This window comes from Paenibacillus sp. JT31N11 (genome assembly GCF_056269285.1).
In genome coordinates this window covers 780,691-804,420 of sequence record NZ_JBWDNQ010000001.1, presented here as the reverse complement: position 1 = coordinate 804,420, position 23,730 = coordinate 780,691, and the positions used below count along the sequence as shown (strand labels likewise).

General features: G+C 52.3%; 22 protein-coding genes. 7 read left to right on the top strand and 15 right to left on the bottom strand.

Annotated features, from left to right (window positions below; translation table 11 throughout):
* Window positions 1–26: 26 nt before the first annotated feature.
* The 6 genes from AC0YNV_RS03635 to AC0YNV_RS03610 all read right to left on the bottom strand — a co-directional run bounded on the left by AC0YNV_RS03635 (window position 27) and on the right by AC0YNV_RS03610 (window position 6,119).
* Entirely contained in the window at window positions 27–962 is a 936-nt protein-coding gene (locus AC0YNV_RS03635; RefSeq protein WP_210039312.1) for an ABC transporter ATP-binding protein, read from the bottom strand.
* Between the two features lie 144 nt (window positions 963–1,106).
* A complete protein-coding gene (locus tag AC0YNV_RS03630) occupies window positions 1,107–2,216 on the bottom strand; it encodes a sensor histidine kinase (RefSeq protein WP_475765886.1) in 1,110 nt (369 codons plus the stop codon).
* 22 nt (window positions 2,217–2,238) lie between these two features.
* Window positions 2,239–2,883, bottom strand: a complete 645-nt coding sequence (locus AC0YNV_RS03625) for a response regulator transcription factor (protein ID WP_475765885.1) — start codon at window positions 2,881–2,883, stop codon at window positions 2,239–2,241.
* A gap of 365 nt (window positions 2,884–3,248) precedes the next feature.
* Entirely contained in the window at window positions 3,249–4,232 is a 984-nt protein-coding gene (locus tag AC0YNV_RS03620; protein ID WP_475765883.1) for an amidohydrolase family protein, read from the bottom strand.
* A gap of 35 nt (window positions 4,233–4,267) precedes the next feature.
* Window positions 4,268–5,167 carry an aldo/keto reductase gene (locus AC0YNV_RS03615; protein ID WP_475765881.1) on the bottom strand — a complete coding sequence of 300 codons (900 nt, stop codon included), beginning with the start codon at window positions 5,165–5,167 and terminating at the stop codon, window positions 4,268–4,270.
* 58 nt (window positions 5,168–5,225) lie between these two features.
* A complete protein-coding gene (locus tag AC0YNV_RS03610; protein ID WP_475765879.1) occupies window positions 5,226–6,119 on the bottom strand; it encodes an AraC family transcriptional regulator in 894 nt (297 codons plus the stop codon).
* A 121-nt stretch (window positions 6,120–6,240) separates the two neighbouring features.
* Here AC0YNV_RS03610 and AC0YNV_RS03605 point away from each other — a divergent pair, with 121 nt between their 5' ends.
* Window positions 6,241–7,308 (top strand): Gfo/Idh/MocA family protein, encoded by a 1,068-nt coding sequence (locus AC0YNV_RS03605; protein ID WP_475765878.1) that lies wholly within the window; start codon window positions 6,241–6,243, stop codon window positions 7,306–7,308.
* Window positions 7,309–7,401: 93 nt separating this feature from the next.
* Complete coding sequence (locus AC0YNV_RS03600) at window positions 7,402–8,145, top strand: phytanoyl-CoA dioxygenase family protein (RefSeq protein WP_475765876.1); 744 nt, start codon at window positions 7,402–7,404, stop codon at window positions 8,143–8,145.
* 239 nt (window positions 8,146–8,384) lie between these two features.
* Here the strand turns inward: AC0YNV_RS03600 and AC0YNV_RS03595 are convergent, their stop codons facing one another.
* The 5 genes from AC0YNV_RS03595 to AC0YNV_RS03575 all read right to left on the bottom strand — a co-directional run bounded on the left by AC0YNV_RS03595 (window position 8,385) and on the right by AC0YNV_RS03575 (window position 12,959).
* Window positions 8,385–9,716 carry an arsenic transporter gene (locus AC0YNV_RS03595; protein WP_475765875.1) on the bottom strand — a complete coding sequence of 444 codons (1,332 nt, stop codon included), beginning with the start codon at window positions 9,714–9,716 and terminating at the stop codon, window positions 8,385–8,387.
* 663 nt (window positions 9,717–10,379) lie between these two features.
* The gene (gene yidC / locus AC0YNV_RS03590) at window positions 10,380–11,300 is read right to left on the bottom strand and encodes a membrane protein insertase YidC (RefSeq protein WP_475765874.1); all 921 of its coding nucleotides are present in this window, start codon (window positions 11,298–11,300) and stop codon (window positions 10,380–10,382) included.
* On the bottom strand, window positions 11,213–11,587 hold the full coding sequence (locus AC0YNV_RS03585) for a hypothetical protein (protein WP_475765872.1): 375 nt from the start codon (window positions 11,585–11,587) through the stop codon (window positions 11,213–11,215). Before AC0YNV_RS03585 ends, yidC begins: the two co-directional genes overlap by 88 nt.
* Window positions 11,588–11,708: 121 nt before the next feature.
* Window positions 11,709–12,122 (bottom strand): DUF2203 family protein, encoded by a 414-nt coding sequence (locus AC0YNV_RS03580; RefSeq protein WP_475767284.1) that lies wholly within the window; start codon window positions 12,120–12,122, stop codon window positions 11,709–11,711.
* A gap of 96 nt (window positions 12,123–12,218) precedes the next feature.
* On the bottom strand, window positions 12,219–12,959 hold the full coding sequence (locus tag AC0YNV_RS03575; protein ID WP_475765870.1) for a GTP pyrophosphokinase: 741 nt from the start codon (window positions 12,957–12,959) through the stop codon (window positions 12,219–12,221).
* Window positions 12,960–13,145: 186 nt separating this feature from the next.
* On the opposite strand from AC0YNV_RS03575, the gene AC0YNV_RS03570 reads away from it, so the two are divergent.
* The 4 genes from AC0YNV_RS03570 to AC0YNV_RS03555 are packed head-to-tail and all read left to right on the top strand — an operon-like array spanning window position 13,146 to window position 17,182.
* Window positions 13,146–14,672: a spore germination protein gene (locus tag AC0YNV_RS03570; RefSeq protein ID WP_475765869.1), complete on the top strand. Its 1,527-nt coding sequence runs from the start codon at window positions 13,146–13,148 to the stop codon at window positions 14,670–14,672.
* A 5-nt stretch (window positions 14,673–14,677) separates the two neighbouring features.
* Entirely contained in the window at window positions 14,678–15,805 is a 1,128-nt protein-coding gene (locus AC0YNV_RS03565) for a Ger(x)C family spore germination protein (RefSeq protein ID WP_475765867.1), read from the top strand.
* 4 nt (window positions 15,806–15,809) lie between these two features.
* Entirely contained in the window at window positions 15,810–16,055 is a 246-nt protein-coding gene (locus AC0YNV_RS03560) for a hypothetical protein (RefSeq protein ID WP_475765865.1), read from the top strand.
* A gap of 29 nt (window positions 16,056–16,084) precedes the next feature.
* On the top strand, window positions 16,085–17,182 hold the full coding sequence (locus AC0YNV_RS03555) for a GerAB/ArcD/ProY family transporter (RefSeq protein ID WP_475765864.1): 1,098 nt from the start codon (window positions 16,085–16,087) through the stop codon (window positions 17,180–17,182).
* 165 nt (window positions 17,183–17,347) lie between these two features.
* Here the strand turns inward: AC0YNV_RS03555 and AC0YNV_RS03550 are convergent, their stop codons facing one another.
* The 3 genes from AC0YNV_RS03550 to AC0YNV_RS03540 form a co-directional block, all read right to left on the bottom strand.
* Window positions 17,348–18,316: a 2-hydroxyacid dehydrogenase gene (locus AC0YNV_RS03550; protein WP_475765862.1), complete on the bottom strand. Its 969-nt coding sequence runs from the start codon at window positions 18,314–18,316 to the stop codon at window positions 17,348–17,350.
* A gap of 305 nt (window positions 18,317–18,621) precedes the next feature.
* Entirely contained in the window at window positions 18,622–19,584 is a 963-nt protein-coding gene (locus AC0YNV_RS03545) for a phytanoyl-CoA dioxygenase family protein (RefSeq protein WP_475765860.1), read from the bottom strand.
* A gap of 59 nt (window positions 19,585–19,643) precedes the next feature.
* Window positions 19,644–21,776, bottom strand: a complete 2,133-nt coding sequence (locus tag AC0YNV_RS03540; RefSeq protein ID WP_475765859.1) for a glycoside hydrolase family 52 protein — start codon at window positions 21,774–21,776, stop codon at window positions 19,644–19,646.
* Between the two features lie 173 nt (window positions 21,777–21,949).
* On the opposite strand from AC0YNV_RS03540, the gene AC0YNV_RS03535 reads away from it, so the two are divergent.
* A complete protein-coding gene (locus AC0YNV_RS03535) occupies window positions 21,950–22,867 on the top strand; it encodes a helix-turn-helix domain-containing protein (RefSeq protein WP_475765857.1) in 918 nt (305 codons plus the stop codon).
* Here the strand turns inward: AC0YNV_RS03535 and AC0YNV_RS03530 are convergent.
* A complete protein-coding gene (locus AC0YNV_RS03530; RefSeq protein ID WP_475765856.1) occupies window positions 22,856–23,614 on the bottom strand; it encodes an SDR family NAD(P)-dependent oxidoreductase in 759 nt (252 codons plus the stop codon). The genes AC0YNV_RS03535 and AC0YNV_RS03530 overlap by 12 nt on opposite strands.
* Window positions 23,615–23,730: the final 116 nt, after the last annotated feature.

The window sequence follows — 23,730 nt, the reverse complement described above, 5'->3', positions numbered from 1 at the left end:
AGCCATAACCTCCTCTCTATGGATGTTTAATCCCTTAATTTGCGCCCGGTCAAGGTGAGGAATACCATCTCGAGGTTCGGCTCCTGTTCCTCGACAGCACGGATTTCCATATTGTCCTCCATCAGCCGCTTCAGAATCAGATTCAGATTGTCAACGGCGGCATCGCTGTGAATGCGGAGAATATTTTCCTCCTGAAGAACCTTGCGCACCCCCGGAATCCCCTGCAGCCGCTCGCCTTCCGAGCCTTGGGCCGACTTCAATTCGATCCGGATGTCCTTCACGTCGGTTATGGTGGCTTTGAGCTGCTCCTTGGTCCCTTCCGCGATGATTTTGCCGTGATCGACGATCGCGATGCGGGAGCAGATCTCCTCCACTTCCTCCATGTAGTGGCTTGTGTAGATAATCGTGCAGCCCGATTCATTGAGCTTGCGCACGGAGGTCAGAATATAATTGCGCGACTGGGGATCGATGCCGACCGTCGGTTCGTCCATAATAATCAGCTTGGGCTTATGCGCGATGGCGCAGGCGATGTTGAGCCGGCGCTTCATGCCGCCTGAGAAATTTTTCGGGAAGGTCTTCGCCTTATCGCTCAAACCGACGAATTCCAGCGCCTCCTCTGCCCGTTCCCTCAGCCGGGAACCCCGAAGACCATACAGCCCGGCAAAAAAGCTTACATTCTCATAGGCCGTCATATCCTCATAAATCGCCAGGTCCTGCGGCACTATTCCAAGGTTGACCTTCGCGAACCGGCTTTGCTTCATAATGTCCCGGTCCAGGATGCGGATTTCTCCGCTGGTCGGTCGAAGGAGCGACGACACCATGTTGATGGTCGTGCTTTTGCCGGCGCCGTTGGCTCCAAGAAAACCGAATATTTCGCCTTCGCGGATTGAAAGCGAGATATTATCGACTGCGATGAAATCGCCGAACTTCTTCGTAAGATTGCGGATATCCAATACATTCATGAGGTTCACTCCGTTTCATTATCTCTTTCATGTCCTTATTGTAAGAAAAAAGGATGCCCTCATGCCAGTGCATAAGTTCATCCTTTCGGAATGAGAATTCTCATGTTTTTATGATGAATGCTCCCCCGGCCGGGGTGAGATTCTTCACTGCGCGCCGCTCGGAAGCAGGGTCGTGACAATAAATCCTCTTGTTCCATCGGCGATTACCGTACCGTTCATGGCGGCCGCACGCTCCTCCATACCGATCAGCCCCAGTCCCTTTACAACCTTCGGCGCACCCTGTCCATTATCCGATACCACCGCTTTGATGAACCGGTTGAGCACCCTGATTTCCACATGAATCGCCGTTGCGCTGGCATATTTGGCGGCATTGGTCAACGATTCCGTCACATTCTCGTGAATGATTTTCCACTGCAGAGGCGTAATGACCTCCATATCCCCTTCATGCACAACGCTTGTCAAGAGCCCTGTCCGGCCTCCGAAGGCTTCCACGATGGACTTCAAGCGGCTGATTCCGAGCTGCTCCTTGAGCGGTTTGGTGTTTTTGAGCGTCAGCCGGATCTGCTCGATTCCTTCCTTGGAGATGCCGATAGCGTTCTGCAGCAGCGTCGCTGCCGCGGCAGGATCGTCAGCCATCAGCCGCTTGGCCGCCTCCATCTGAATCAGAGCCCCCGTCATGGCATGACCGATGCCGTCGTGAATTTCCTGCGACAGCCGGCTGCGCTCCTCGAGCTTGGCCGTATATTCCGTAGTCCGGAGAAAATCCCGGTTCTCATTCTGCTTCTTCGACAGCCGGTGAAGATCGCCGCGCATCCGCTCCAGGCTGTCCTCCTGCTTGTTCACTCTGGCCATATACTTGCGGATCATGACGTAATTGAAGAAACTCAGCACCGCTGTAAACCCATACAGCGCCAGCATGGAGTTGCGCATGAAGAGCATAGGCAGCAAAATAAGCATCAGCACATACACCTGGTTCTGGATCCGGAACGAGGACAGCTCATAGGCGCTGAGCGGAAGGAGCAGGATAAAGTACGGATGCACATACGCTGCACAGCCGATGAGATAGAGGATAATGCACCCAATGATGCCTTGCTTGACGCGAGGGTCCTTTACAATATGAACAACCAGATTCATCGCCAAATAGATCAGGTAGTACAGCACCAGCCAGGAGATCGGCTCTGAGACGGCAAAATATGAAGCCGCGATGACATAGAGAAGCAAAATGGTTTTATTGCCGACAGTCCATAATTCCATGTGTTTCTTCGAATCCTTTCGTTCAGCGGATTTTACCCGTCAAATAATATATGGCGATCTGTGTGCGGTGCTCCAGTGTGGTCTTGCTCAGGATGGAGGTAATGTAATTGGCGATAGTACCTTCGGAAATAAACAGCTCCTTGGAGATTTCCTTGTTGGAGTACCCCTTCGCAATGAGCGCCATCACATCAAGCTCGCGCTCCGTGAACGGACTGCGGTCGAAGGGCGTGCCGGAATCGGCCGGCGCCGGCGCGCCCATACTGGATTTAAGCTTGTCCAGTGCGACATCCTGCAGAACATTATGGCCGTTGTGCACGCTCTTGATGGCGTCGCGGATCCGCTCCGGATCATTGTTCTTGAGCAGGTAGCCTCTGGCCCCGAAACGGACCGCATCCAAAATATACTCATCATCGTCGAAGGTGGTCAGGATGAGCGGTCTCGTCTTCGTTTCCTCAGTCAGCCGTCTGGTTGCCTCTACGCCGTTCATATTGGGCATGCGGACGTCAAGCAGTGCCACATCCACCTCGTTGGCTTTGCAAAATTCAACCGCTTCCGCTCCGTCTCCGACTGTTGCCACAACCTCAAACTCCTCAAAGGAATGCAAAATAATCCGCATCCCTTCGCGGATGAACGAATTGTCGTCTGCGATTAACACTCTGATCTTCATCTGCACACTCCCTATAATCATATCCATCTACGGTCAGGTTATCTATTTAGTTCAACAAAAGTACAGCGAAGACCTTCATGCAGGGAAAAGTAGGAGCCTTCGATTCTCGCGAATACAATATTCAACATAAACGACCGTTTTCATCGCATACAGCAGGGCCGCACCGCAAGACTGCCCGCCGCCACGCCCAGCTGCATATAACCCGCCAGCACAAATAACCGTTAACGTCATAGCCTGCTCCCCCTTGGCCTTCCTTCTATATTCCATTCTAGGTGCCTCAGGGGAATCTGCTCAGTTCCAACTTTCATGGGACGTAGCGATAAGGGGTACTACATGGTGTAGTACCCCTGGCTATATTCCCTCCATTAATTCAAGGATGAAGCTATCCGTTTCACAAAATAATCCGCGAAGGATATGCCCGCGGTCAGCTCCTCCGACTGCAAATATCCGTTGATCAGCTTGCCGTATACGTCAAGGGGCAGCTCGTATCCGTCCTGATTGTAAATTCTCACCGTCTGCTCATGGTTGAATTGCCCGGCTACCCAGTCCGGGATGATGACAGGTCTGCTGTCCGGTGCCGGGTCTGAGAAGAAGACACGCTCCGCGTTGTCGTGCATGACCTTCCTCAGCTGCTGCTCCGACAGCCCTGCGCCGATTTCCGCGAGCCATGAGATGCAGGCAGGCATCGTCTCATTGCGCGAATAGATGACCGGATATTCGCTCCCCCACATGGTCCGCTCATAGCCGGCCCACTCCAGGACGAACGACATCCAGGGCAGAAAATCCCGATGCGGATAAGGAAGCGTGCTTCCATGCCCCCCATGTCTGGAGAAGATGGCGTGAAATCTCGGATGGCCCAGCAGCTCCTTGACGGACGACCTGTCCCGGAAACCGGCGGATGCGGCCTCGGTGTACAGCAGATGGGGCGAGGCGATCCTCCCGGCCGGATACTGCTCCAGCCAATCCAGATAATTCCGGGTAAGCTCCTCCGACTGGAAGGGAGTGAGGGCGAACACCCATTTCCCCTGCTCCCCGAGCAGCTTGAGAATATCGGGATTGCCAAGCGCTTCGCCGGCTTCCATTCTGATGCCGATGACGCCCGCCTGAAGCTGCAGCAGAACTAGCTCCATACGCTGCTCCGGCGTTTGACCGAACGGGATTCCGACTCCCCGGATGACCTCCGGATAGTCGCGGATGCCTGCGAACAGGCTGGCGAACTCGGGAACGGCGTTGAACAGCACCATGACCGACTTCCGCAGTCCGAACCGCTTCATGTTGTTCACAAAGTCCTCAATCCCGCCGTAACGGGGCAGACCGATATGCGAGTAGGCATCTGCTGCGTAATTCATGCGATCAATCCTCTCTCCTTGTGTTTGGCTCATGCTCATAGCAGTCCGTTTCTCCTGTCATCCGACTCATAGATTTTGCCCGTAAAACGCGGCAGATCGGCAATATCGAATTCCGGTACAAATTCGTCCAGAAGCCGGACGTTGCGCTCGACTTCTTCCGGCCACCTCGCGCCGACGTTCAGCATGTGGACCCTGGAATCCGACAGCAGAAACTTCAGGCAGAGCGCATATATATCCTCGCTTGCAAGCAGCCCGGGAACCAGATGCTCCAGCATCCGCTGTAAAATCCCCGAGGTCATCGGCCTCATAACCGCAACGCCCAGCTGCTTCTCCGCAGCCCTGTCAAGCAGATGAAGCGCGGCATTCTGATAGATCAGGTTGTAATTGATCTGGATGACGTCGAACAAATCCGTATCGATCAATTCCAGAATGGAGCAGGCATCCTCTGTCGTGATCCCCAGCCATCTGACCTTGCCCTGCTCTCTTAATGTTTGCAGGGCTTCCATCGGCCCGCTGTTCAGGATGGCCTGCGAGTCTTCATGCGAAAAGACGCCGCCATGAAACTGGATAACGTCGACATACTCCATTTTCAGCCGCGCAAGGCTGTCCTCCACACCGCGAATAACGCCTTCCTTGCCGATGCCCGACCAGGAATCTGGCCATGTCACCTTGGTAGCCACCAGGCATTGACTGCGTCTGCCCTGCAGGGCATCTCCGATGATGCTTTCGCTGTGTCCGCTGCCATAGGCGGGAGCCGTATCGACATAATTAATGCCGGAATCCAGCGCTGCATGAACGACGCCGATCGCATCCGCTCTTCCCTGCTTGCTGTACGGGTCCCAGCCCTGCGCTTTGTTGACGCCCGAGAACGGATAGCCGCCCACGGCCAGACGGCTTACGTTCTGCCCTGTTTTGCCTAATGTCGTATACTTCACGGTTTACTCCTCCTTGTATGTATCAATGGTAGATCATGCCCACAAGCCCGGGATTCCGCTACAGCTGGCCGGCTTTCGCATAGGCCTGCTGCATCTTCAGCTTCCGGTAATCGGTGGGTACGACCCCTTTCTGCTCCCTGAACAAACGCGAGAAGGTTTTGTACGATCCGTATCCGACCTCGTAGGCAATCTCCGTAATATTCATCATCGTGGAGACCAGAAGGCTGCAGGCATGGCGTATCCTCAGATCGTTCAAAAATTGAACGAATGTCAAATCCGTCATTTCCTTGATCCGTTCGCTGATCCGCGACATGCTCATGGAGAATTTCACCGCCAGGTCGGACAGGGTAAGGCTTTCCTGGTAATGACTCTGAATATAATGAATGATGCGCCATGTGGGATTGAGCTTGCCGGAGCCGTTTGCGGTCTCGGCAGACGCCAGTTGGCCTGCCCTTCGCTTCCGGTCGAAGAGTACCAAGAGCTCCGTCAGCTTCGCTCTGAGCATCGAGGCCCGCAGGCGCTCGCTTCCCTCATATTCATCAAGCATATCATGAAGATGATTGCAGAAGCGTTCATGATCGCGTCCGCCAAGCTGCACGAATGAAGCCAGATCCTCATCTTCCGTCAGCAGACGGTCCAGCTCCGTCTGCCCTCCCGCTTCCATGAGCAGACTCATGCTGAACATGCAGTTGACCAGGACAAGCGTCTCGCCCGGATCGGTATGAATCTCATGAATCTGGTAGGGCAGTATGAACGTGAAGGTACCCGGAATCATGGGATGCGGGATACCGTTAATGGTCTCGTGCCCCCTCCCCTCGATGACATATGAGAATTCGAGAAAATCATGCCGGTGGCTTGGATAGCCGTTTTTAAGACGGTTGATCTTGATATGCAGCGGAAGGGATGAATCCATGTTCGGGTACGATTTTAAATTTTTAGGGAAATAGGTCATGTAAGGACTCCCCTATCGAAATATTGGGATATTCTTCGAAACAATTGGCATACATTTCTTCCGAATCTATTTTAACATGAAATGAAGCGTTTACGTACAAGCCAAAGGAGCGAAAATACGAATGAGTAAAATCAGAATCGGGATTATTGGCGCAGGCAACATCGGTGGGGTTCATATGGGGGAATTCTCCAAACTCCCGCAGGAATGCGAAATCGCCGGTGTAACAGATCTTAATCTGGCACGCGCGGAGCAGCGCGCGGCGCAGTTCGACATCCCCAGAGTATTCCAAACGAACGATGAACTGATCAACAGCCCGGATATCGACGCTGTCATTATTGGAGTGCCCAATCAATTCCACGCTCCGCTTGCTGTTCAGGTGCTGGCTGCAGGGAAGCATGTGCTGCTGGAGAAGCCTATGGCACTGAATGTGGACGCAGCCCGTCAAATCGTAAGGGCCAGCCGCGAATCGGACAGAACGCTGATGGTCGCCCATCAGATGAGATGGGAATCGGTTCCCATGCAGATCAAGCAGCAGGTTGAAGCCGGAGAACTCGGCGACATCTATACCGCCAAAGCCGGTTGGTTCCGCCGCAAAGGCATTCCCGGCTGGGGAACCTGGTTTACCCAGAAGGAACAGTCCGGCGGCGGACCTCTTATCGATATCGGCGTACATTTGCTCGATCTGGCTCTCCATCTGATGGGCAGTCCGAAGCCGATTGCCGTCTCGGGTGCAACGTATGCCAAATTTGGTCCGGAGCGCAAAGGCATCGGCACATGGGGAACCCCGGATTGGGATGGACGCTATGATGTAGAGGATCTGGGAACGGCGATGATCCGGATGGAGGATGGCAGCACATTGACGCTGGAAGTCAGCTGGGCCGTTCATATGGATACCGACAACTCACCGTTCATTCATTTGATGGGAACGGAAGGCGGAGCCAGCTACCGGGGCGATGCAGGCAAGCTGCTGACAGAGAAATTCATGCGTCCGATTGATACCGAGCTGGGTACGCCGCAAAATGATGAAGGCGCACGCCTTCGCCTGAGCCGCCACTTTCTGGAGTGCATCCGGGAAGGCAAACAGCCGCTGACATCCGCCATGACCGGATTTACAAGCAATCTGGTGCTTGATGCGATCTATGAATCCTCCCGCACCGGACAAGAAGTGAAACTGGACTGGACCATTTAATCCGTTTCCTATTGGGACTTGAACGATAACAAGAATAAGCACCGCCGGTCTCCAAGCGGCGGTGCATTCTTGATATATAAGGAGGTACAGCCCATGAGTTTGCTCACATCAGAGCAGAAGCAATCCTTGGTCAATCAGGGTTTCCTTAAAGTTCCCGGTGTCATCCCGCCTATTATGGTGGATCATGCCATGCGTCATATCAACCATTCCATCGGGAACGGGATGAATGTCGAAGACATCACAAGGTACCGCGCACAGTCCTACTGCCCGGAGCTGCAGGGTGAAGCGCCGATCGTCGATTTGTTTAACCAAACGCCTGTCAAGAGCATGGTCGATTCGCTGCTCGGTGCGAATAACGCCCGTCCGGTCAACTATGGCCAGATTGCCATCCGTTTTCCTTCGCTGCAGGATCCGCCTAGAGCTTCCTCCCCCCATCTGGATGGCATGTATTCGCCGCACAACGGCGTTCCAGAGGGCACTATCGGCAACTTTACCATGCTCGTCGGCGTGCTGCTCTCGCCTGTCCGGCAGCAGCAAGCAGGCAATTTCACCGTTTGGCCGGGAACACACCGGATGTACGAGCAGTATTTTCGCGAGCATGGCGCAGACTCGCTGCTTAAGGGGATGCCGCCGGTTGAGCTTCCGCAGCCTGTTCAGACGACGGGGGAACCTGGAGATGTGTTTCTTGTACACTACCAGCTGGCGCATAGCGTTGCGCCTAATGTCTCGCCGTTTCCCAGATACGCTATCTTTTTTCGTGTGACGCATGTGGATCATCACAAGGATTGGCGGGCTCCTATGACCGATATTTGGCTTCATTGGCCAGGGGTCAAGTGAATTGACGCACAGCAAGGCCGGAAACCTGCAGGTTCCCGGCCTCTATGCGGAAGGTTCCGTTTCGCCTCCTTTTCTTGCTGCACACGAATACCCATGCTTTTCAATTCATACTTACATAGAATGTGTTGTGCTTTACTCTCTTCTTGTGACCTTCTCTTTGGAGGTCTTTTTTTTGGGGTGATTCTGATTGAGTAATCCAATGTTAGCTTCCAGCCTGTTCAATTTAATTCCCTCCCGGATTAAAATAGCCAAACGACCCAATAGGTCAGCACAACCAGTGTAAAAATAAGAGTGATCGGAATAACGATTGAAGTCACCTTAAAGTATTGACCCCAGCTTATTTTCACGCCGCCCTTCTTGACAATATGCATCCACATCAAGGTAGCAAGTGTACCGATTGGCAGGAGCAGCGAACCGACATCGCTGCCGATCACACTCGCCAGATAGGAAATCTTCAGCATAAGCGGATCGAGTCCGATATTCGTCAGGGTAATCGTCCCGATCATCAATGCCGGATGGTTATTGAATAAATTGGATAGAACCGTCAACAGAATGCCCATCGATACGCTTGCATTGAGCAGACTTCCCGTAACAATGGGATGGAGAAGCTGGATTAGCCACTGGGTTAAACCAATATTATTCAAGCCGTAGATAATTACATACATACCGAACGCGAAAATGAGGATATACCAGGGTGTTTTTTTTAACATATCTGCAGGTGAAATTTTCAAATACCTCCATCTCCACAGCAGCAAGAGCGTTGATCCGATTACCGCCATGACAGAGACGGGGAAATGAATGTAGGAAGCGACGAACAGACTTAGCCGAACGAGAAATACAAAAATCAGAATTTTGATCATAAATCTGTTCCGGTTCTCTTTTGGTGCGTCCCCCTTTAGCGGATGGCTGCCCGGCATAAAATTCCATGTCGTCATTGTAGGTATTTTGGAGGGAATTACCCGGTAGAACACCGCGAACAGAAGAACGGCCAGCAGAACAAGTCCCAGCGATGCGGGGATAAACATCATCGCGGAATGCATGTAAAGATCCATATGGACGATCTTGAGCGCAATCAGATTCACGATGTTGCTTACTCCTATCGGGGCGCTTGAGGCCGTAGCAATCAATGCGCCGGATATCAAATAGGGGATTTTTTGAGCATTCTTTAATCCCAAATTACGCAGCAGCATCAGCAGGATCGGGGTCGTGATGAGAATACTGCCATCATTGTTCACGAACAGCGTCATGAGGAAACAAAACAAATTGGTGTACCAGAAAAGACGGATGCCTGATCCTTTCGCTTTTCTTGTCAGAATTTCGGCGGACCAGTAGAAGAAGCCGAAGCTCTCGAGCACAATTGCCATCACAATGGTGGCTATAATAGTAACGGCAGCACCGCTTATGGTACCCGTGATAGCTCCAAGGTCAGCCAATGAAACACTTCCGCTTGCTATTACAAAAAAAGCTCCCACCGTTGCAGGTATAGCCTCATTTACATTCGGACGCCAGAATATAAAGCCGATCGTCAGCAGGAAGGAGCAGACGGTAATAATGACCATTAAGTCATTCATGATTAAACCTCTTTTCAGATTACGAGTTTTCTATTTATCCATTCTCCTTTGCCTTTAAATGTTGTTTCACAGATTCATTACGTTCTCCCAAGGCCTCTCATAGATGGTCTCCCCCCTTAACATGCTTTAGATATTCAAGGATGTACTGTATGTATACGTGCAAGATAGATGGCTCGTACTGGTCAATAACCTCTATTCTATGAAAATCTGCTAGTATCAATCCTTGATGTTTATCTCTCAGTGATAGATGCAGAGCATAGATGATTACCTATATCTGCTGGAACCGGAATGCCAAAAAAAGCCCTTTTCAAGGGCCCTGCCAAGGCGTATGTCTCATGACGGCTGTATCGGCCTGTCACAATCGGCTTCCGTTTTACCTTTTCGGGAGAATGTCCTGATCTTCATCCTCGTCCCGGGCAAACCTGCTTCCAAGCTCTGCCGAAGGAAGCAAGCAGGCATCCCTTCGGCCAAATAAGCGGTAGCGGCTGCCCGCGACAATGTCATACACCTTGTCTCTGATCGCTTCATTTCTTTATCCAGCCGCTGCATGCATTCAGCGCAAATAAGAACAACAGGCTGGCGCCGTCTATAGGCGGCGAAAGCTAAAAAACCCCGAAGCACAAGCTCCGGGGCTGTTCATTCCTACGATGTTCATGCTGATCGTTATGCTTTCAATCTGCGTTTGGGCGGATGCGCTTTGGGCGGATCAGGTATCACCGCTGGAACAATGTCCGGCGGATACAGCCGTTTGGCCAGCATCGTCTGCAGGACAACGATCAGACCGCCGACGCACCAGTAAAGCGGGATGGCGGCAGGAACCGAGAATGAGAAAAATCCCATCATCACCGGGGAAAGATAGATGATCCAGCTCATCCCCATCTGTCCGTTCATCGGAGGGTTGGCGGATTGCGTTATTTTGGCCTGAAGCAGATAAACGGCCGCCGCCAGGAACGGCAGGATCTTATCCGGACTTCCCAGCTGAAACCACAAAAACGTATGCTCAGCCATATCCGGGGTCATCCGTATGGCATAATACAGTCCGGAAAGGATCGGAATCTGCAGCAGCATCGGCAGACAGCCCATGGCAAGCGGATTATACCCGTGCTTGCTGTAAACCGCCATCGTTTCCTGCTGCTGCTTGCGCTGCGACTCGGCATCCTTGTGTTTGGCGTACTTTTCCTTGATCGCATTGATCTCCGGCTGCATTGTACTCATCTTGCGTTTCATGATTTGCTGGCGCTTGTACTGGGATATCATGAACGGCAGCAGCGCCAGACGAACCAGCACCGTGATCGCGATCAGCGCTAGGCCGAAGCTGCCGCCGAACCAATCGGCAAAATGTTCAATCATCCAGGAGAACGGAAATACGACGTAATGATTGAAAAATCCCGGCGTGTTGGCATCCACTGTGCCTGTTCCGCAGCCGGCAAGCAGCAGAATCATGGCGAAGCCACCGCCAAGCAGCAGGATTCGCTGCCATTTACGGCGGCCATTCTTTATGCCGCCTGCAGCCTCATTGCGCCGCTCTTCGCGGCGATTATTATGAATGGCATTTGCTTTCTTATCCAATTCCATGGTTTCCATAACCATCCTCCCTGTTGATCGTGTATGCACGTATTCAACAGGGTCGTACACGGGGATGAATCATCGTCGGGCGCTTCCTTGCGCTTGGTCTGCCGCGTGAGCCGCTGTCTCCGGGTCTGAACGATTCCGGAAGGCTGCGCAAGGCGCGGCAGCGGGTATGCCGCTTCGCCGACCTTTGTCCAATTCATCCCGGCTGCCGCCGGGACCCAGAATAAATAGAGATAAGCAAAAGAGCACAGAATACAAATGGACATAATATCCGCAAGCGCATCATGAAGCTCGAACAATGACAATCACCCCCATTCAAGTATTATCCGTTCATTCTAAACCAATTTGAAGCTTAAAGAATCGGTCGGAAGGCCGATTGCAGATCCTTGTCGGAATACCTGCTTCTGCAGCTGCAAAGCCTCATTCACCGGGAAGCGGCTTGCGTCCGGCAAATCCATCATGCCAGCCATGATAATGCGAGGCACGCGGCTCCCCTTCCTTCCAGCATATCAGCACTTCCTCCCCATCCAGAACGGCGGGAAAATCGATCAACCCCGGGTTGATCATTTTCAGCAGCACGCCTTTTCTTGTGAAGTTCTCGATCAGCATTTCCGCTTCCATCTTGAGAAATTCGAGCCGACCCTCCCGCTCAAAAAAAGGATCCTGTGCGCCTCCTGCCGGGGCAGCTGCCTGCTTATGTAACGCCTTCCTCTTCTGCAGGTCGGAATACTGCTCTTCAAACCGTTTCGTCAATTCCTGCAGCTGGAGCAAGTCCTCTTTCAACTGCGGCAGAAGCGCATTTGCTTCACAAGGTGTAAACCCTCTCTTCTCCAGTTTAATCCTCTCCTTCGTGCAAGTATACGTTCATGCTGATTTCAACGAATATGTGCCTGGTCAGGCCAAGCCTATGGAATGAACAACGGGCAGGAATCAGGCTTTGTCTTCCATCAGCCTAAGAAAAGCCGGAGGAAGCTGGAACTGCTGATTGTTGATCACCAGCCGTTCTAATTCATCCATTTCATCCAGACGATGCTCTTCCTTTATGAGTCCGATTTCCTTATGCAGCCGTTCCATCTTCTGATCCAGCGCATTGGCCGATTCCGCGGCTTCCTTCAATTCCCGCAGAAGCTCCAGGGGTACGGACTGATTGTATTTATAAAATATTTTATGCTCCAGGCTGGCCCAGAAATCCATGGCGATGGTGCGGATCTGGATCTCCACGCATACATGCTCCTGGCGGTCGGACATGAAGATGGGCACGTTGACCAGCAAATGAAGGCTTTGATAGCCGTTTGACTTGGGCTTTTGAATATAATCCTTCACATCCAGAATTTCCAGATCATGCTGTTTCCTCAGCATATCGCTGACCCTGTAAATATCCGAAATAAACGAGCAGGTAATCCTCAGCCCCGCAATATCCTTGATATGATGCCTGATGCTGGCAAACGAAATATCGCAATTCTTCCTCATGATTTTGTTCATGATGCTTTCCGGGGATTTCAGCCTTGATTTGGTATGCTCAATGGGGTTGTAGTCATGCAGCATCTGAAATTCTTCCTGCAAAATTTCAATTCGGGTCTCGATCTCGCTCAAAGCAAATTTATACATCATCAGGAATCTCGTAATCTCTTGTTTAAAATTTTTGATCTGCGTAATCTGTTGAAAATCCATTCCTCTGTCATTCCTTTCGAATATGCGCCTTAAAAAGCAAACTCTATCATTCCTTCATCATAACGTGCCGGTAGGAACAAAGCAAAACAGACAATTAACCGGATACGCTCCTGCATAAATATCATGCTTCGGCAAATAATACCATGGATCGAATATCAGCTCTTCCTTGGACGAGGGGGATTCTTAATGGAAATGAACTTTGAGGAGCATACAAAACAACAGAATAATGCCGATAGGATTTCCGTTGATCTTAAGACCAGTGAGCAGCATATCAAGGAAATATTTGCAAACTGCCAGGATATTATTTATGAACGCTTCCATTTCGGACCGTCCTACGAGGGCTCTGCAGCCATGATTTATTGTGCGCCTCTTACGCAGGAGATGGATGGCGGCCAGTTGAACTCCGCTCTGCAGGATCTGGTTCCGGAATCTGGGGACATGGAAAGCATACAGATTGAAAATATACGCGAGTTCTTCGAGCGCAGAAGCTCGGCTTTCCAGTCTTATGAGCTGTTGACTGCTTATGACGAGATTACAGAGGCAGTGCTGGACGGTTACGCTATCCTGATTTTCGACGGCTGGGACAAAGTCGTCAGCCTGGACGCCGGCAGCGTCGAGAGAAGACAGGTGGAGGAGCCTACAAGCGAAGCCGTTGTCAACGGCCCGCGTGAAGGAATGGTCGAGCAATTGGACAAGAATATTGCACTGATTCGTCTGCGCCTGCGAACACCGGATTTGAAGATTGAAATGTATCAGGCAGGTACGCTGACCAAAACAAGATTTTTGGTGGGGTACGTGGATGGGAAAGTTGATCCTTCTGTTCTGGCAGAGCTGAAAAAACGCCTTGAAGGCGCAGACAAAATCGATGCTCTGGATACCAATTACATCCGTGAATTTGTGGAGGACTCCGTCTATTCTCCCTTTTCCCAATATCGTGTTACAGAACGTCCGGATGTAGCGGTCGGCTCGCTTCTGGAAGGCAAAATCATCCTGATGGCCGACGGGACCACATCAGCCATGATTTGTCCGACCTTCTTTACCGAGCTGTTCCAGTCTGCCGAGGATTATTATCAGCGCCCGGTCTACGCATCGATGATCCGTTTCCTGCGGATTGCCGCATTCTTTATCGCGCTTACGCTGCCCAGCCTTTATATTGCCCTCTCCAATTTTCATCCGGAGCTGATACCGACTACCCTGCTGCTCAAGATTCTTGATACGAGAGAAGGCATTCCTTTCCCAGCCTTTATCGAAGCTGTAATCATGCAGTTCTTCTTCGAGCTGCTGCGCGAAGCGGGCATACGCCTGCCTCGTCCCATCGGCTCTGCGGTCAGTATCGTAGGCTGCTTGATCATCGGCGAAGCGTCGATCCGGGCAGGAATTGCCTCTCCCATCATGATTATCATTATTTCGCTGACAGGGATGGCGTCCTTCTCCATGCCGCAGTATGAGCTTGCAATCGCGCTGCGGATCTTGTTATTTCCGCTTATGGTGCTTGCATTTATGTGGGGAGGCTTCGGTCTGATGATCGGCTACATCCTCATTTTTCTTCATTTGGCGACGCTGCGGACCTTAGGAAAACCCTTCTTCTCCCCTATTGCTCCCATGCGGATGTTGCAGATGCTCGACGTTTTCGTGCGCGTCCCGACCAAACTGAGAATGAGAGCGGCTGCCAGGGCAAAACGGGCTGCAGATCTTAATACAGCAAAGGAATGATGAGGGTGAGATGGATAGCCTTGCTTCTATGCGCCTGTCTGCTTGGCGGCTGCAGCGGGAAAGAGTTGATTGAGCGGGGATTCATTCTGGGGGTAGCTCTGGATCTGGATGAGAACGACAACCTTATTCTGACTTCACAATTCTATAAGCCGTCGAGAGGTGAAACCGATCCATCCGGCTCCTATGTCAATATCCGCACAGGAGGCAGCACCATGTTTGACGCAGCGCGCAACATTACGATGCGTCTGGGCCGTAAAGCGCAATGGAGCCATATGCAGACCATATTGGTCGGTGAGAAAATGGTTAAATCCAAAAGATGGAAAGAAGTTCTCGATTTTTTCTACCGCGACGATGAACCGAGGCTTACAACGCGGATTGTAGTCACAAAAGGAGATGCAAGCTCATATCTGTACGCCAAACCCTATATGGAAACGACCATCAGCCGGCAAACCCATGAGGTTGAAGGATCGTCCTATTACTATTCGGGCAAGACGATCCAGATGTCGCTGCTTGATCTCAGACTGGAGCTGGACAGCGCTGTAGAGACGGCGGTTCTGCCTTATATGACCTTTGACGATGTCCCGCGGAAGGATCCGTATTTCAAAGGAGCAGCCGTGGTCAATAAAAACAAAATGATTGAGCTTCTCAAGGCGAATGAGGTAGAAGCCTATCACATGCTCAAAAATACCTATCATGAAGGCATTATTGTTCTTCCCTGCGGTGAATCGGATAAAGGGGATTCCATTGAAGTCGTTTCCTTCCATACCAAGCTCTCCACCAGACTGAAGCAGGGAATACCCCAGGTTCATGCAGCTATCAAGGTTAATGTCACCGTGCGCGAGCTTATCTGCCATTCACTGGCAACAACCGCCGAAGCCTACGCTTACCAGGGTGAAATCGTCAAACAAATTGAAAAACAGCTGACAGCCTTCACGCAAACCATGAAAAAAAGCAAGATTGATCTTCTTGGCATTGGAAACGGGATCTATCAGCATCATCCCAGGGAGTGGGAAACCATGAAAAAAGATTGGGGCGATCATTTAAAGCAGGCAGAATTCAAATTTGATATCAAGGTCTCTTTATCTAACACGGGACTGGAAGATGGCAAATCAGCGCTGGATGAAGGAGGATAAGCAGTTGATAAGCAGAATCATGATCTCGCTGTTGTTTTATCTCGTCACTGTTGTGGGAATTTATGCACGATCACATGCGAACACCCGCAAAGAGAACATGGTTATTGTCGTATTGCTGTGCTGTTCGCTGTATTTTTCACTCAGCTTTATTCTGGGTCAGACCTGGCCGGGTATTGATGATCTGGCAGTCGCTCTTCTGCTTAAGCCCATGAAAATGATTATGCAGTTGATTAATGTGCATTCGTATTAACCTGTTTATCCGTTGGAGGAGGCCAGTAAATGAATGAAAAAGAATGGGTAAGCCCATCCCAAATTGCCATGCTGCTGCTGGCCTTTACGCTCGGCTCCTCAATTGTTTTTATTCCTGGTCCCGTCATCGCAGCTGCCGGCAACGGGGCCTGGCTGTCGGTAATCATCTCGGGAGCCGCAGGGATTCCCGGGCTTCTGAGCATCTTGTATCTGCATCATATCTACCCGAGCAAATCTTCCTTCCAATACCTTGGAGACGTTTTCGGCAAATGGATGGGTACGCTGTTCTCCTTGCTGATCCTGTTTGTACTCATTCTGATGATCTCTAATATTACCGTCGGTGTAGGGTCCTTCTTCTCCAGCACCATGATGGTGGAGACCCCTACCTATGTATTTAATTTCCTCATTCTGATGGTCTGCGCACTCACAGCTCTTGCCGGAATCGAAGTAACCGCCCGTTTATTTATCCTGTTCCTTATGCTGATGCTGGCTACGATTTTCGTTATTTTGTTCCTCGACCTGGGGAAATACCATCCTGAAAATTTACTGCCGCAGCTCACTGAGGGCATCTCTCCGATTATGCATGGAGCCATAATTACCCACGGCTTTCCTTATTCCGAGATGTTTGTCTTCTCCGCGCTGCTTTTTTTTATACGCCCTGCCAAAAACGAATCGACCGGCAAGTTTATGTTTTTCGCCTATTTCGCTAATATGATTATTTTTCTTGGAGTCGTATTATGCGCCAGTATGATCTTTGGAAAAGCGGCGGGAACACGCAACTTCACCTTGTATGAGATGGCGCGGGTTATTGAAATCACCGGCGTCTTCGAGAGGATTGAAATGATTGCCGGTATTACGTTGATCGCCGGCTCCTATATCAAATCGACGATAGCGCTGCTCGCGCTCAGCTCGGGCTTCGCCCATATTTTCAAGCTGAAGGACAGCAGGACGGTCATCCTTCCCGTCTCGCTGCTGATGTTTTTCATTTCGATGAGCATGTTCTCGACGGAAATGGAATCCAACACCTTCTGGACGCTGATTTGGCCCGCCATTACGACCTGCGCCACGATCCCTATTGTGCTGGCAGCGGTTGTCACCCTAATCAAGAACGCGTTTAAAGGGAGCTGATTATCGGTTTAAAAAAATAATTTCATCACATCCGTTCAAATAGAGTAGACATTGGTAGACATGACAATAAGATCGCCTGCTTCGGAAATGGCTTTTTTGCACTGCTTGCCATTCATCCGTCAGACGACCTTTTTTGTCAGAGATTGCAACTAGCCGACAAGCTGGTTATTTTAATTCTTCTACGATATTCGGCGGGGTTTGATCGCTTAATGCCGCGACCAGGTTTTGCGCCGCTAGCATCGCCATATCGAATCTGGTCCTGGCGGTAGCCGAACCGATATGCGGCAGTGTCAGCACCTGCGGCATTTGAAGCAGAGGATTGGAGACCTCGACCGGTTCCTTCGCGTAAACATCGAGACCCGCTCCCTTGATTCGTCCTTCCTGAAGCGCCTCAATGAGCGCTTTCTCGTCAACGGTTCCCCCTCTGGACGCATTGATGAAGATCGCCGAGCGCTTCATAAGCTGAAATTCGTCCCGCCCAATCAAGCCTTCTGTCTGCGGCGTCAACGGTGCCATCAGCACAATAAAATCCGATTCAGCGAGCAGCTGCTCCAGAGACGCATAGCTGACCCCAAGCTGTTCTTCCGCTTCGGGCTTCCGGCTGCGGTTATAATAGAGCACATTCATATCAAAGCCGTATCTTGCCCTCCGGGCAATGGTTTCTCCAATTCTCCCCATCCCGATAATCCCCAATGTGGCATGATGCACATCTGTACCGAACCATTTCTCGCCAACTTCCGGCTTCCACTGCCCCTGTTTCACATAAAGGTCCAGCTCCGCCACTCTTCTGGCTGTTCCCAGTATGAGTGCGAACACCAGGTCAGCAACAGTATCGTTCAGGACATCAGGCGTATTGGTGCCGATAATGCCCCGTTCCTTCATCGCTCCGACATCAAAATGATTGTAACCGACACTGATGCTGCTCACTACTTTCAGATGAGGCGCATGTTCAAGCAGTTCGGCATCAATTTTCGTGCCTGCCGTAAGCAGCCCCTTCACATGTCCAACCTTCGACAGCAGCGTTTCACGCGGTATCGGTTCCGAACCGTCCCATTTCTCAATCTCGCAATGCTCGGATATGTAAGCTTCTACCTCGTCCGGGATGCGCCGGTCGATAAATATGCCAGGTTTCATACTGATTCTCCTCTCAGGATATCCTGCCCGCATAACTTGCGGCATGATCCAATTATAGAACCAAACGGCTGATTACAAAAGCCATGAGGGGCAAAATTATACGATCATTGCTTGATTTTGCCGCATTATGTATTTGCTGTAACAGGAATCGGTAAGAAGAAATGGCTGTGTCGTCCTTTGGCGGCAAAGTTCGTTTCTTCCCTCAAACCTTATAAAATTTTATAGATGTGAAACCTATACCTTCTATAAGGTCAAAAAAATAGAGCCCTGATTCCGGCAGGCTCTATCTTTATACATTCCTGGTTTCATTGCTGTAACTGCCCTGCCGCTTCCCTGATGCTGAGCTCAAGCGGCGAATATTCGCTGCTTCCGTCCCTCTTCAGCTGCAGGCGTTCCTGCAGCGGCGTCGTCCGGTTGCACATGAACCGCGGGACTCCCGAATGGTTCTGCGATGAAGCATGATACAGAAAAGGGTGACACAGAAAGACATCCCCCGGTGAGCCGGTTGTCTCCAGCACTCTCAGCTGCACTCCGTCTTCATCGGTATACCAGCGCTTCATGAAAGTTTCAATCCGGCTGCCGGCGGTATCGCTCTCCCTCTCGTCCCCGGCTTTAAGCCCATTATGAAGCGGAAGCGAATCCGGGGCGGATGTACCCGTCAATTCGGCCAGCCACGGATGGCTCCGGTTGGCCAACGCGATCGCATCCTTATGCTCCAGACCGCCGGGATGCCGGGAGAGAAGCCTGGCGACGACTTTATGGGAGCCTTCTGCAATCAATGTGCCTCCCCCGCGGCGGCCAACCTCCGAAAACAAGCATAAACAGAGCAGCCCCTGATCCGGGCTGTCGACCGCGTGACGGAAGTGGATGCCGTCCCAATGCCAGCCCTTGACCGGAACATCCCACGGTTTATCGGCATCAAGGGCAAAATTGACCGGCCACCAGCCGTAAGCAGCCTGAAACTCCGTTTCCCTGTATACGCTTCGGTTCACCAGACGCCCTGCTCCTACCAAATCCTCAATCCCGTCGGCCAGCCGAGGCGTATTGCAGCGTTGAAATTCCTCTGTGGAATAGTTCTCGTTGATCCGGATCAGCGGCTGTGTCCAGGTTGCGCGATCCTGCTTCCTTACTCCCCGATCCTCCAGCTTGTTCCACAAACAATCCTGCGCGGCAAGCGCTGTTTCGCGCGGGAATGCTTCATCGAGCTTCACCCAGCCAAGTTCAATAAACTGTTCGATCTGGCTCTTGTTCAATACCTTGCCTGTCATAGCGATCCCTCACTTTTCGCGATTGATAATGCCCCTGCAAGCAGCCTCCGGCCTTCTTATTAGTGAACGAGCCGGTTTCCTTTTTTCTCAAATAGCCAAAGAATCGCCGTGACGCCGCGCGGGTAATATTTGCTGCCGATGATTTCTCCGGACAAAATTTGATCGCTCCAGCACCAGTAGGAGAGCTGCGGATGCAGCAGCCAGTTGACATGGGCCGCATCGGCCGCCGCGCCCTGCTGCTCCCATGGCAGATTCATAATTTCTCTGGCGATATACTGGGCCAAATAGATTTTGCTCAGCCATGAATTGTTGCTTGTCGACGAGAGCTTCCACGCCCCGTCCCCGAACAGGCATACGCCCGGCTCAAGAACCGTCTTCAGATGTGTCGCCAGAGCCTCCAGATAACCGCCGAAGCGTCCGCCCGGACTCAGCGCATCCTCGCAGCCGGTAAAGTACGGGAAGATCAGACCTTCGATTGCCGGAATAATCCGGGAATCGTTATTCTCGCCGATGACCGCAGGAATGTATCCCTTCTCTGTCAGCTGTGCCGTTACGGACGCCGCGCACCGGTCGGCCTGCCGTCCCGCTTCTTCGGAAAGCTCCGCCAGCTTCTCGTCTGCTAACAGCTTCTCCAGCGCTACATAGGCAGCCCAGCATTTCCCGGCCAAATAAATATTGTTCCGCGACTGGCCCAAAGAAACGTCCAGGCTGTCGTAGGTGGAAATCTCCGCCCCTCCCTGCGTGCGGGAGCTGTCGAGTCCCATGAGACCATTGCGCTTCTCCGCTTCAGGATGATCCCTGTTCAGCATACTGTCGAAGCATTGGCGGATTACAGGCAGCATTTCCTCCCTGAACCCCGCATCTCCGGTCTGCTCAATGTACACAAGGGCGCAGAGCAGCCAGTTGACGAGTTCCTCATGGCTCATATACGAGAAGCAGTCGTCAATACCGGCCAGCTCGTAGGCGGAATATTGGGGACGCGAGAAGACGTTCGCCACACCGACATCGTGGGTAAATGCTATTCCCCCGGGATATTCCCGTTCGTCGCCGGGGAAACGCACCTTGTCCTCGTAGCTGTAGCGCTTCACGAACAGCTCCAGCTCATTGCGGACCGTCCACGGATTCATCTTCAGTTCATAGAACAGCTGATCCGCCGTCAGATCCAGCGTATTCATCATCCTGTACTCGCCTTCATTGACGATCCAGATCGGCTCATCTGCCGCCTTCAGCAGCTGGGTGCTGCCGTAATAGCTGTGAATCGCATGATTCAGCATGAACCGTTGATCCTCGCTCAGAGCTTCCGCCTCGATCCAGCGGTCGGCCGCCTCACAGGACGCGGTCAGTCCGGCAAAGCGGTCCAGAGCAAAGTCCGCCACATCCTCGATGCTCGCAAAATAACGCGAGTAGTAATAAGACGCGTCGATGCCGGAAGTGACCAGCCCTCCGCGGTAGAAGCATACCGCGAACCGGTAGGTCCGCTTCTCGCCGGCTGGCACCTCCATCAGCAGCGCCCCTGTGCCGCCGAGGCCAAAGGCCAGATTATGGGGAAGCCTCTCTCCCAAAATTTTTTCCAGCGAGAATCCGAGCGCCGGCGTCACGCCGTCATCATCGGAAACGATGGCGGTGGAGCGTCCTTGGCCAATCCCGGTGAAGCGGTCCCCGCCCGTATCGCTCAGGCGGCGCATGGCGCTGTACCGATCGCTTCCTTCATAGCCGAAGAAGCCTCTGCGCGCGGACGTTCCATGCGTATTGTCGAGCGTCAGCTCAGCAAACACGGCGGGCACGATCGCCTCCTTTATTGCGGCTTCATCCGCTTTACCCGGCTCAGGCACGGGACGGACAGGCGAGTAGATGCGGAACGTCAAATCCCCCGCCTGCCAGGTGTCGGTACCGGTCCTGAATTCACGTGTAATCGCTTTCTCTGGAAAGTGAACGATTCCGGTTGTTTTATCCTTTTCTCCCTGCTTCTCAACATCATAGCGGGCGCTCTCGTCCTCTACCGAGCCGAAGAATGGAAGCGCTTCATAATAATCGCCGCCGCTGGCCTGAAAACCGATATACACATTCTCGTCGGCCGGCCTGCCCAGCTCGAGTCCAAGCCCTCCGCTTTTGCCGCGGAACCCCAATGTAAAGCTGGCAAATGCGCCGATTGGCGAATGATGCGCATTAAAAAATTTATTAGACTGTGCCATAAGTCGTATCCCCCTCATCTCCATGGTCGCCATGCTGACGTGGCGAGTCACGTTCATCCTAGCATAATCGAATAGGGGTGACCATTGCCAAATCAATCAATAATTTACCCAAATCGGGCCATTCATGCTATACTGGCACCAACCAAATCCGCAAGCCAAAGGGGAGAATTACGATGGCCGGCTCCTTTCCTCCGCCGACTCTGGGCCATATTATCGAAGAAACGATACTGCCCGACGTGAATACCACCGTGAACCTGTTCGCTATCCACCTGCGCCGCGTCAGCGGGGAGTGGGAATATCCGCTTCACGAGCATACGCAATTCGAGATCAATTATGTATTGGAAGGCCAGCAGCTTATGAATGCGGACGGGAGCAGGCTGCTGCAGGAGGTGGGCGATCTGATCCTGTTCCGGCCCGGATATGCCCATTCCAGCAGAAGCGGCAATGACGAGCCGTTCACCTATTTCTGTCTCCATTTCAATATTGACGACCAGCTGTTCCTGTCCATGCTCAGCAGGATCAGGCAGACGCTCTTCCGCCGCGACAGCATGCTGACGCGTCAAGTGGAGCCTGTCCTGTCCAGGCTGATCGACATCGTCCGTGTGGCCGGGAGCGCAACCATGACCCAGCGGATGCGGCTGCATTCGGCGATCTTCGAATTATTCGGAACACTGTGGGAAGCCGTATCGAATGAGGCCGATCTGCTCTCTTCGTCTGCGTATGAGAAAGCAGAACTGGCCCATCAGATCCGCAATCGATTGCAGGGTCTGATGAGCCAGCATTTCAAACAGGGCGCCGATGCCCAGAGGCATTACGGCATTGACGATATCGCAGCGGAGCTTGGCATCAGCGTCTCCCATTGCAACCGTGTATTCCGGATCGTATACGGCATCTCCCCGCGCGCGTATCTGTCCGGACTCGTTCTGCACGAGGCCAAGCTGCTGCTGTCCAATCCGCTGCTGACCGTACAGCAGATCTCCTCCGTCCTCGGCTACCGGGACATCGCCCACTTCAGCCGTCAATTCAAGCGGTGGTCGGGGGTTTCGCCGAGCGATTACCGACAGTCGGCTCAAGGCGAATTAATCCATTAGCTGCCCGCCGTTGACCTCGATAATTTCACCCGTGATGTAATTCGCAAAATCCGAAGCGAGAAATAAAGCCGCGCCAACCGATTCCCGGGGCGTTCCCTCGCGGCCCATAGGAATGGTTGCCAGCGTCTTGCTCCGGATCTCCGGAGGCGTGAAGCGGTCATGGAAAGGCGTTGCAATGACACCCGGAGAAATCGCATTCACGGTAATGCCGTATTCGATCAGATCCTTGGCCAGCCCGCGCGTCAGTGTGCTGACTCCTCCCTTGGAGGCGGCATAGGCAGCCGAGCCGAAGCCGCCCCCGTTGCGGGCGGCTATCGATGTGACGTTGATTACTTTGCCCGCGGAGGAGTTTCTGAGCAGCGGAAGCGCCGCCTTGGTCACCAGATATACCGACTTCAGATTTACATTCATCACTTCATCCCATAACTCTTCATCCAGATCGCCGAGACGGGCCCGTTTAATCAATGCTCCCGCATTGTTCATCAATATATCGATGCGGTCCCAGCCTCCCCTGATCTCCGCCACCATCCGCTCCACCTCCGGACGGCTTCCCACATCGCCGGCGACCAGCATGGCCTTGCGTCCCAACGCGGTAATTTCCGCAGCGACCTCCTCCGCCTGCTGCATATTGCTGTTGCCATGAACGATAACATCGGCTCCATGCCTCGCAAATTCGACAGCCGCGGCTCTGCCGATGCCCGTGCTGCTTCCCGTCACCCAAACGACTTTTCCGGCAAACGTATACATCCACGCACTCTCCTTTTTTAACTTATAGAAGTTATATAATGATTCACATCTATATACTTCTATAAGTTCTTGGCGAAGAAGCCTGCTTGCCGCCATGGGGACGAAAACAGGATTCT

Bases quoted from the DNA above. Each gene is read 5' to 3' on its own strand.
- AC0YNV_RS03635 (WP_210039312.1), bottom strand. From the start codon at position 962: ATGAATGTATTGGATATCCGCAATCTTACGAAGAAGTTCGGCGATTTC.
- AC0YNV_RS03630 (WP_475765886.1), bottom strand. From the start codon at position 2,216: ATGGAATTATGGACTGTCGGCAATAAAACCATTTTGCTTCTCTATGTC.
- AC0YNV_RS03625 (WP_475765885.1), bottom strand. From the start codon at position 2,883: ATGAAGATCAGAGTGTTAATCGCAGACGACAATTCGTTCATCCGCGAA.
- AC0YNV_RS03620 (WP_475765883.1), bottom strand. From the start codon at position 4,232: ATGAATTACGCAGCAGATGCCTACTCGCATATCGGTCTGCCCCGTTAC.
- AC0YNV_RS03610 (WP_475765879.1), bottom strand. From the start codon at position 6,119: ATGACCTATTTCCCTAAAAATTTAAAATCGTACCCGAACATGGATTCA.
- AC0YNV_RS03605 (WP_475765878.1), top strand. From the start codon at position 6,241: ATGAGTAAAATCAGAATCGGGATTATTGGCGCAGGCAACATCGGTGGG.
- AC0YNV_RS03600 (WP_475765876.1), top strand. From the start codon at position 7,402: ATGAGTTTGCTCACATCAGAGCAGAAGCAATCCTTGGTCAATCAGGGT.
- AC0YNV_RS03595 (WP_475765875.1), bottom strand. From the start codon at position 9,716: ATGAATGACTTAATGGTCATTATTACCGTCTGCTCCTTCCTGCTGACG.
- yidC (WP_475765874.1), bottom strand. From the start codon at position 11,300: ATGGAAACCATGGAATTGGATAAGAAAGCAAATGCCATTCATAATAAT.
- AC0YNV_RS03575 (WP_475765870.1), bottom strand. From the start codon at position 12,959: ATGGATTTTCAACAGATTACGCAGATCAAAAATTTTAAACAAGAGATT.
- AC0YNV_RS03570 (WP_475765869.1), top strand. From the start codon at position 13,146: ATGGAAATGAACTTTGAGGAGCATACAAAACAACAGAATAATGCCGAT.
- AC0YNV_RS03555 (WP_475765864.1), top strand. From the start codon at position 16,085: ATGAATGAAAAAGAATGGGTAAGCCCATCCCAAATTGCCATGCTGCTG.
- AC0YNV_RS03550 (WP_475765862.1), bottom strand. From the start codon at position 18,316: ATGAAACCTGGCATATTTATCGACCGGCGCATCCCGGACGAGGTAGAA.
- AC0YNV_RS03545 (WP_475765860.1), bottom strand. From the start codon at position 19,584: ATGACAGGCAAGGTATTGAACAAGAGCCAGATCGAACAGTTTATTGAA.
- AC0YNV_RS03540 (WP_475765859.1), bottom strand. From the start codon at position 21,776: ATGGCACAGTCTAATAAATTTTTTAATGCGCATCATTCGCCAATCGGC.
- AC0YNV_RS03535 (WP_475765857.1), top strand. From the start codon at position 21,950: ATGGCCGGCTCCTTTCCTCCGCCGACTCTGGGCCATATTATCGAAGAA.
- AC0YNV_RS03530 (WP_475765856.1), bottom strand. From the start codon at position 23,614: ATGTATACGTTTGCCGGAAAAGTCGTTTGGGTGACGGGAAGCAGCACG.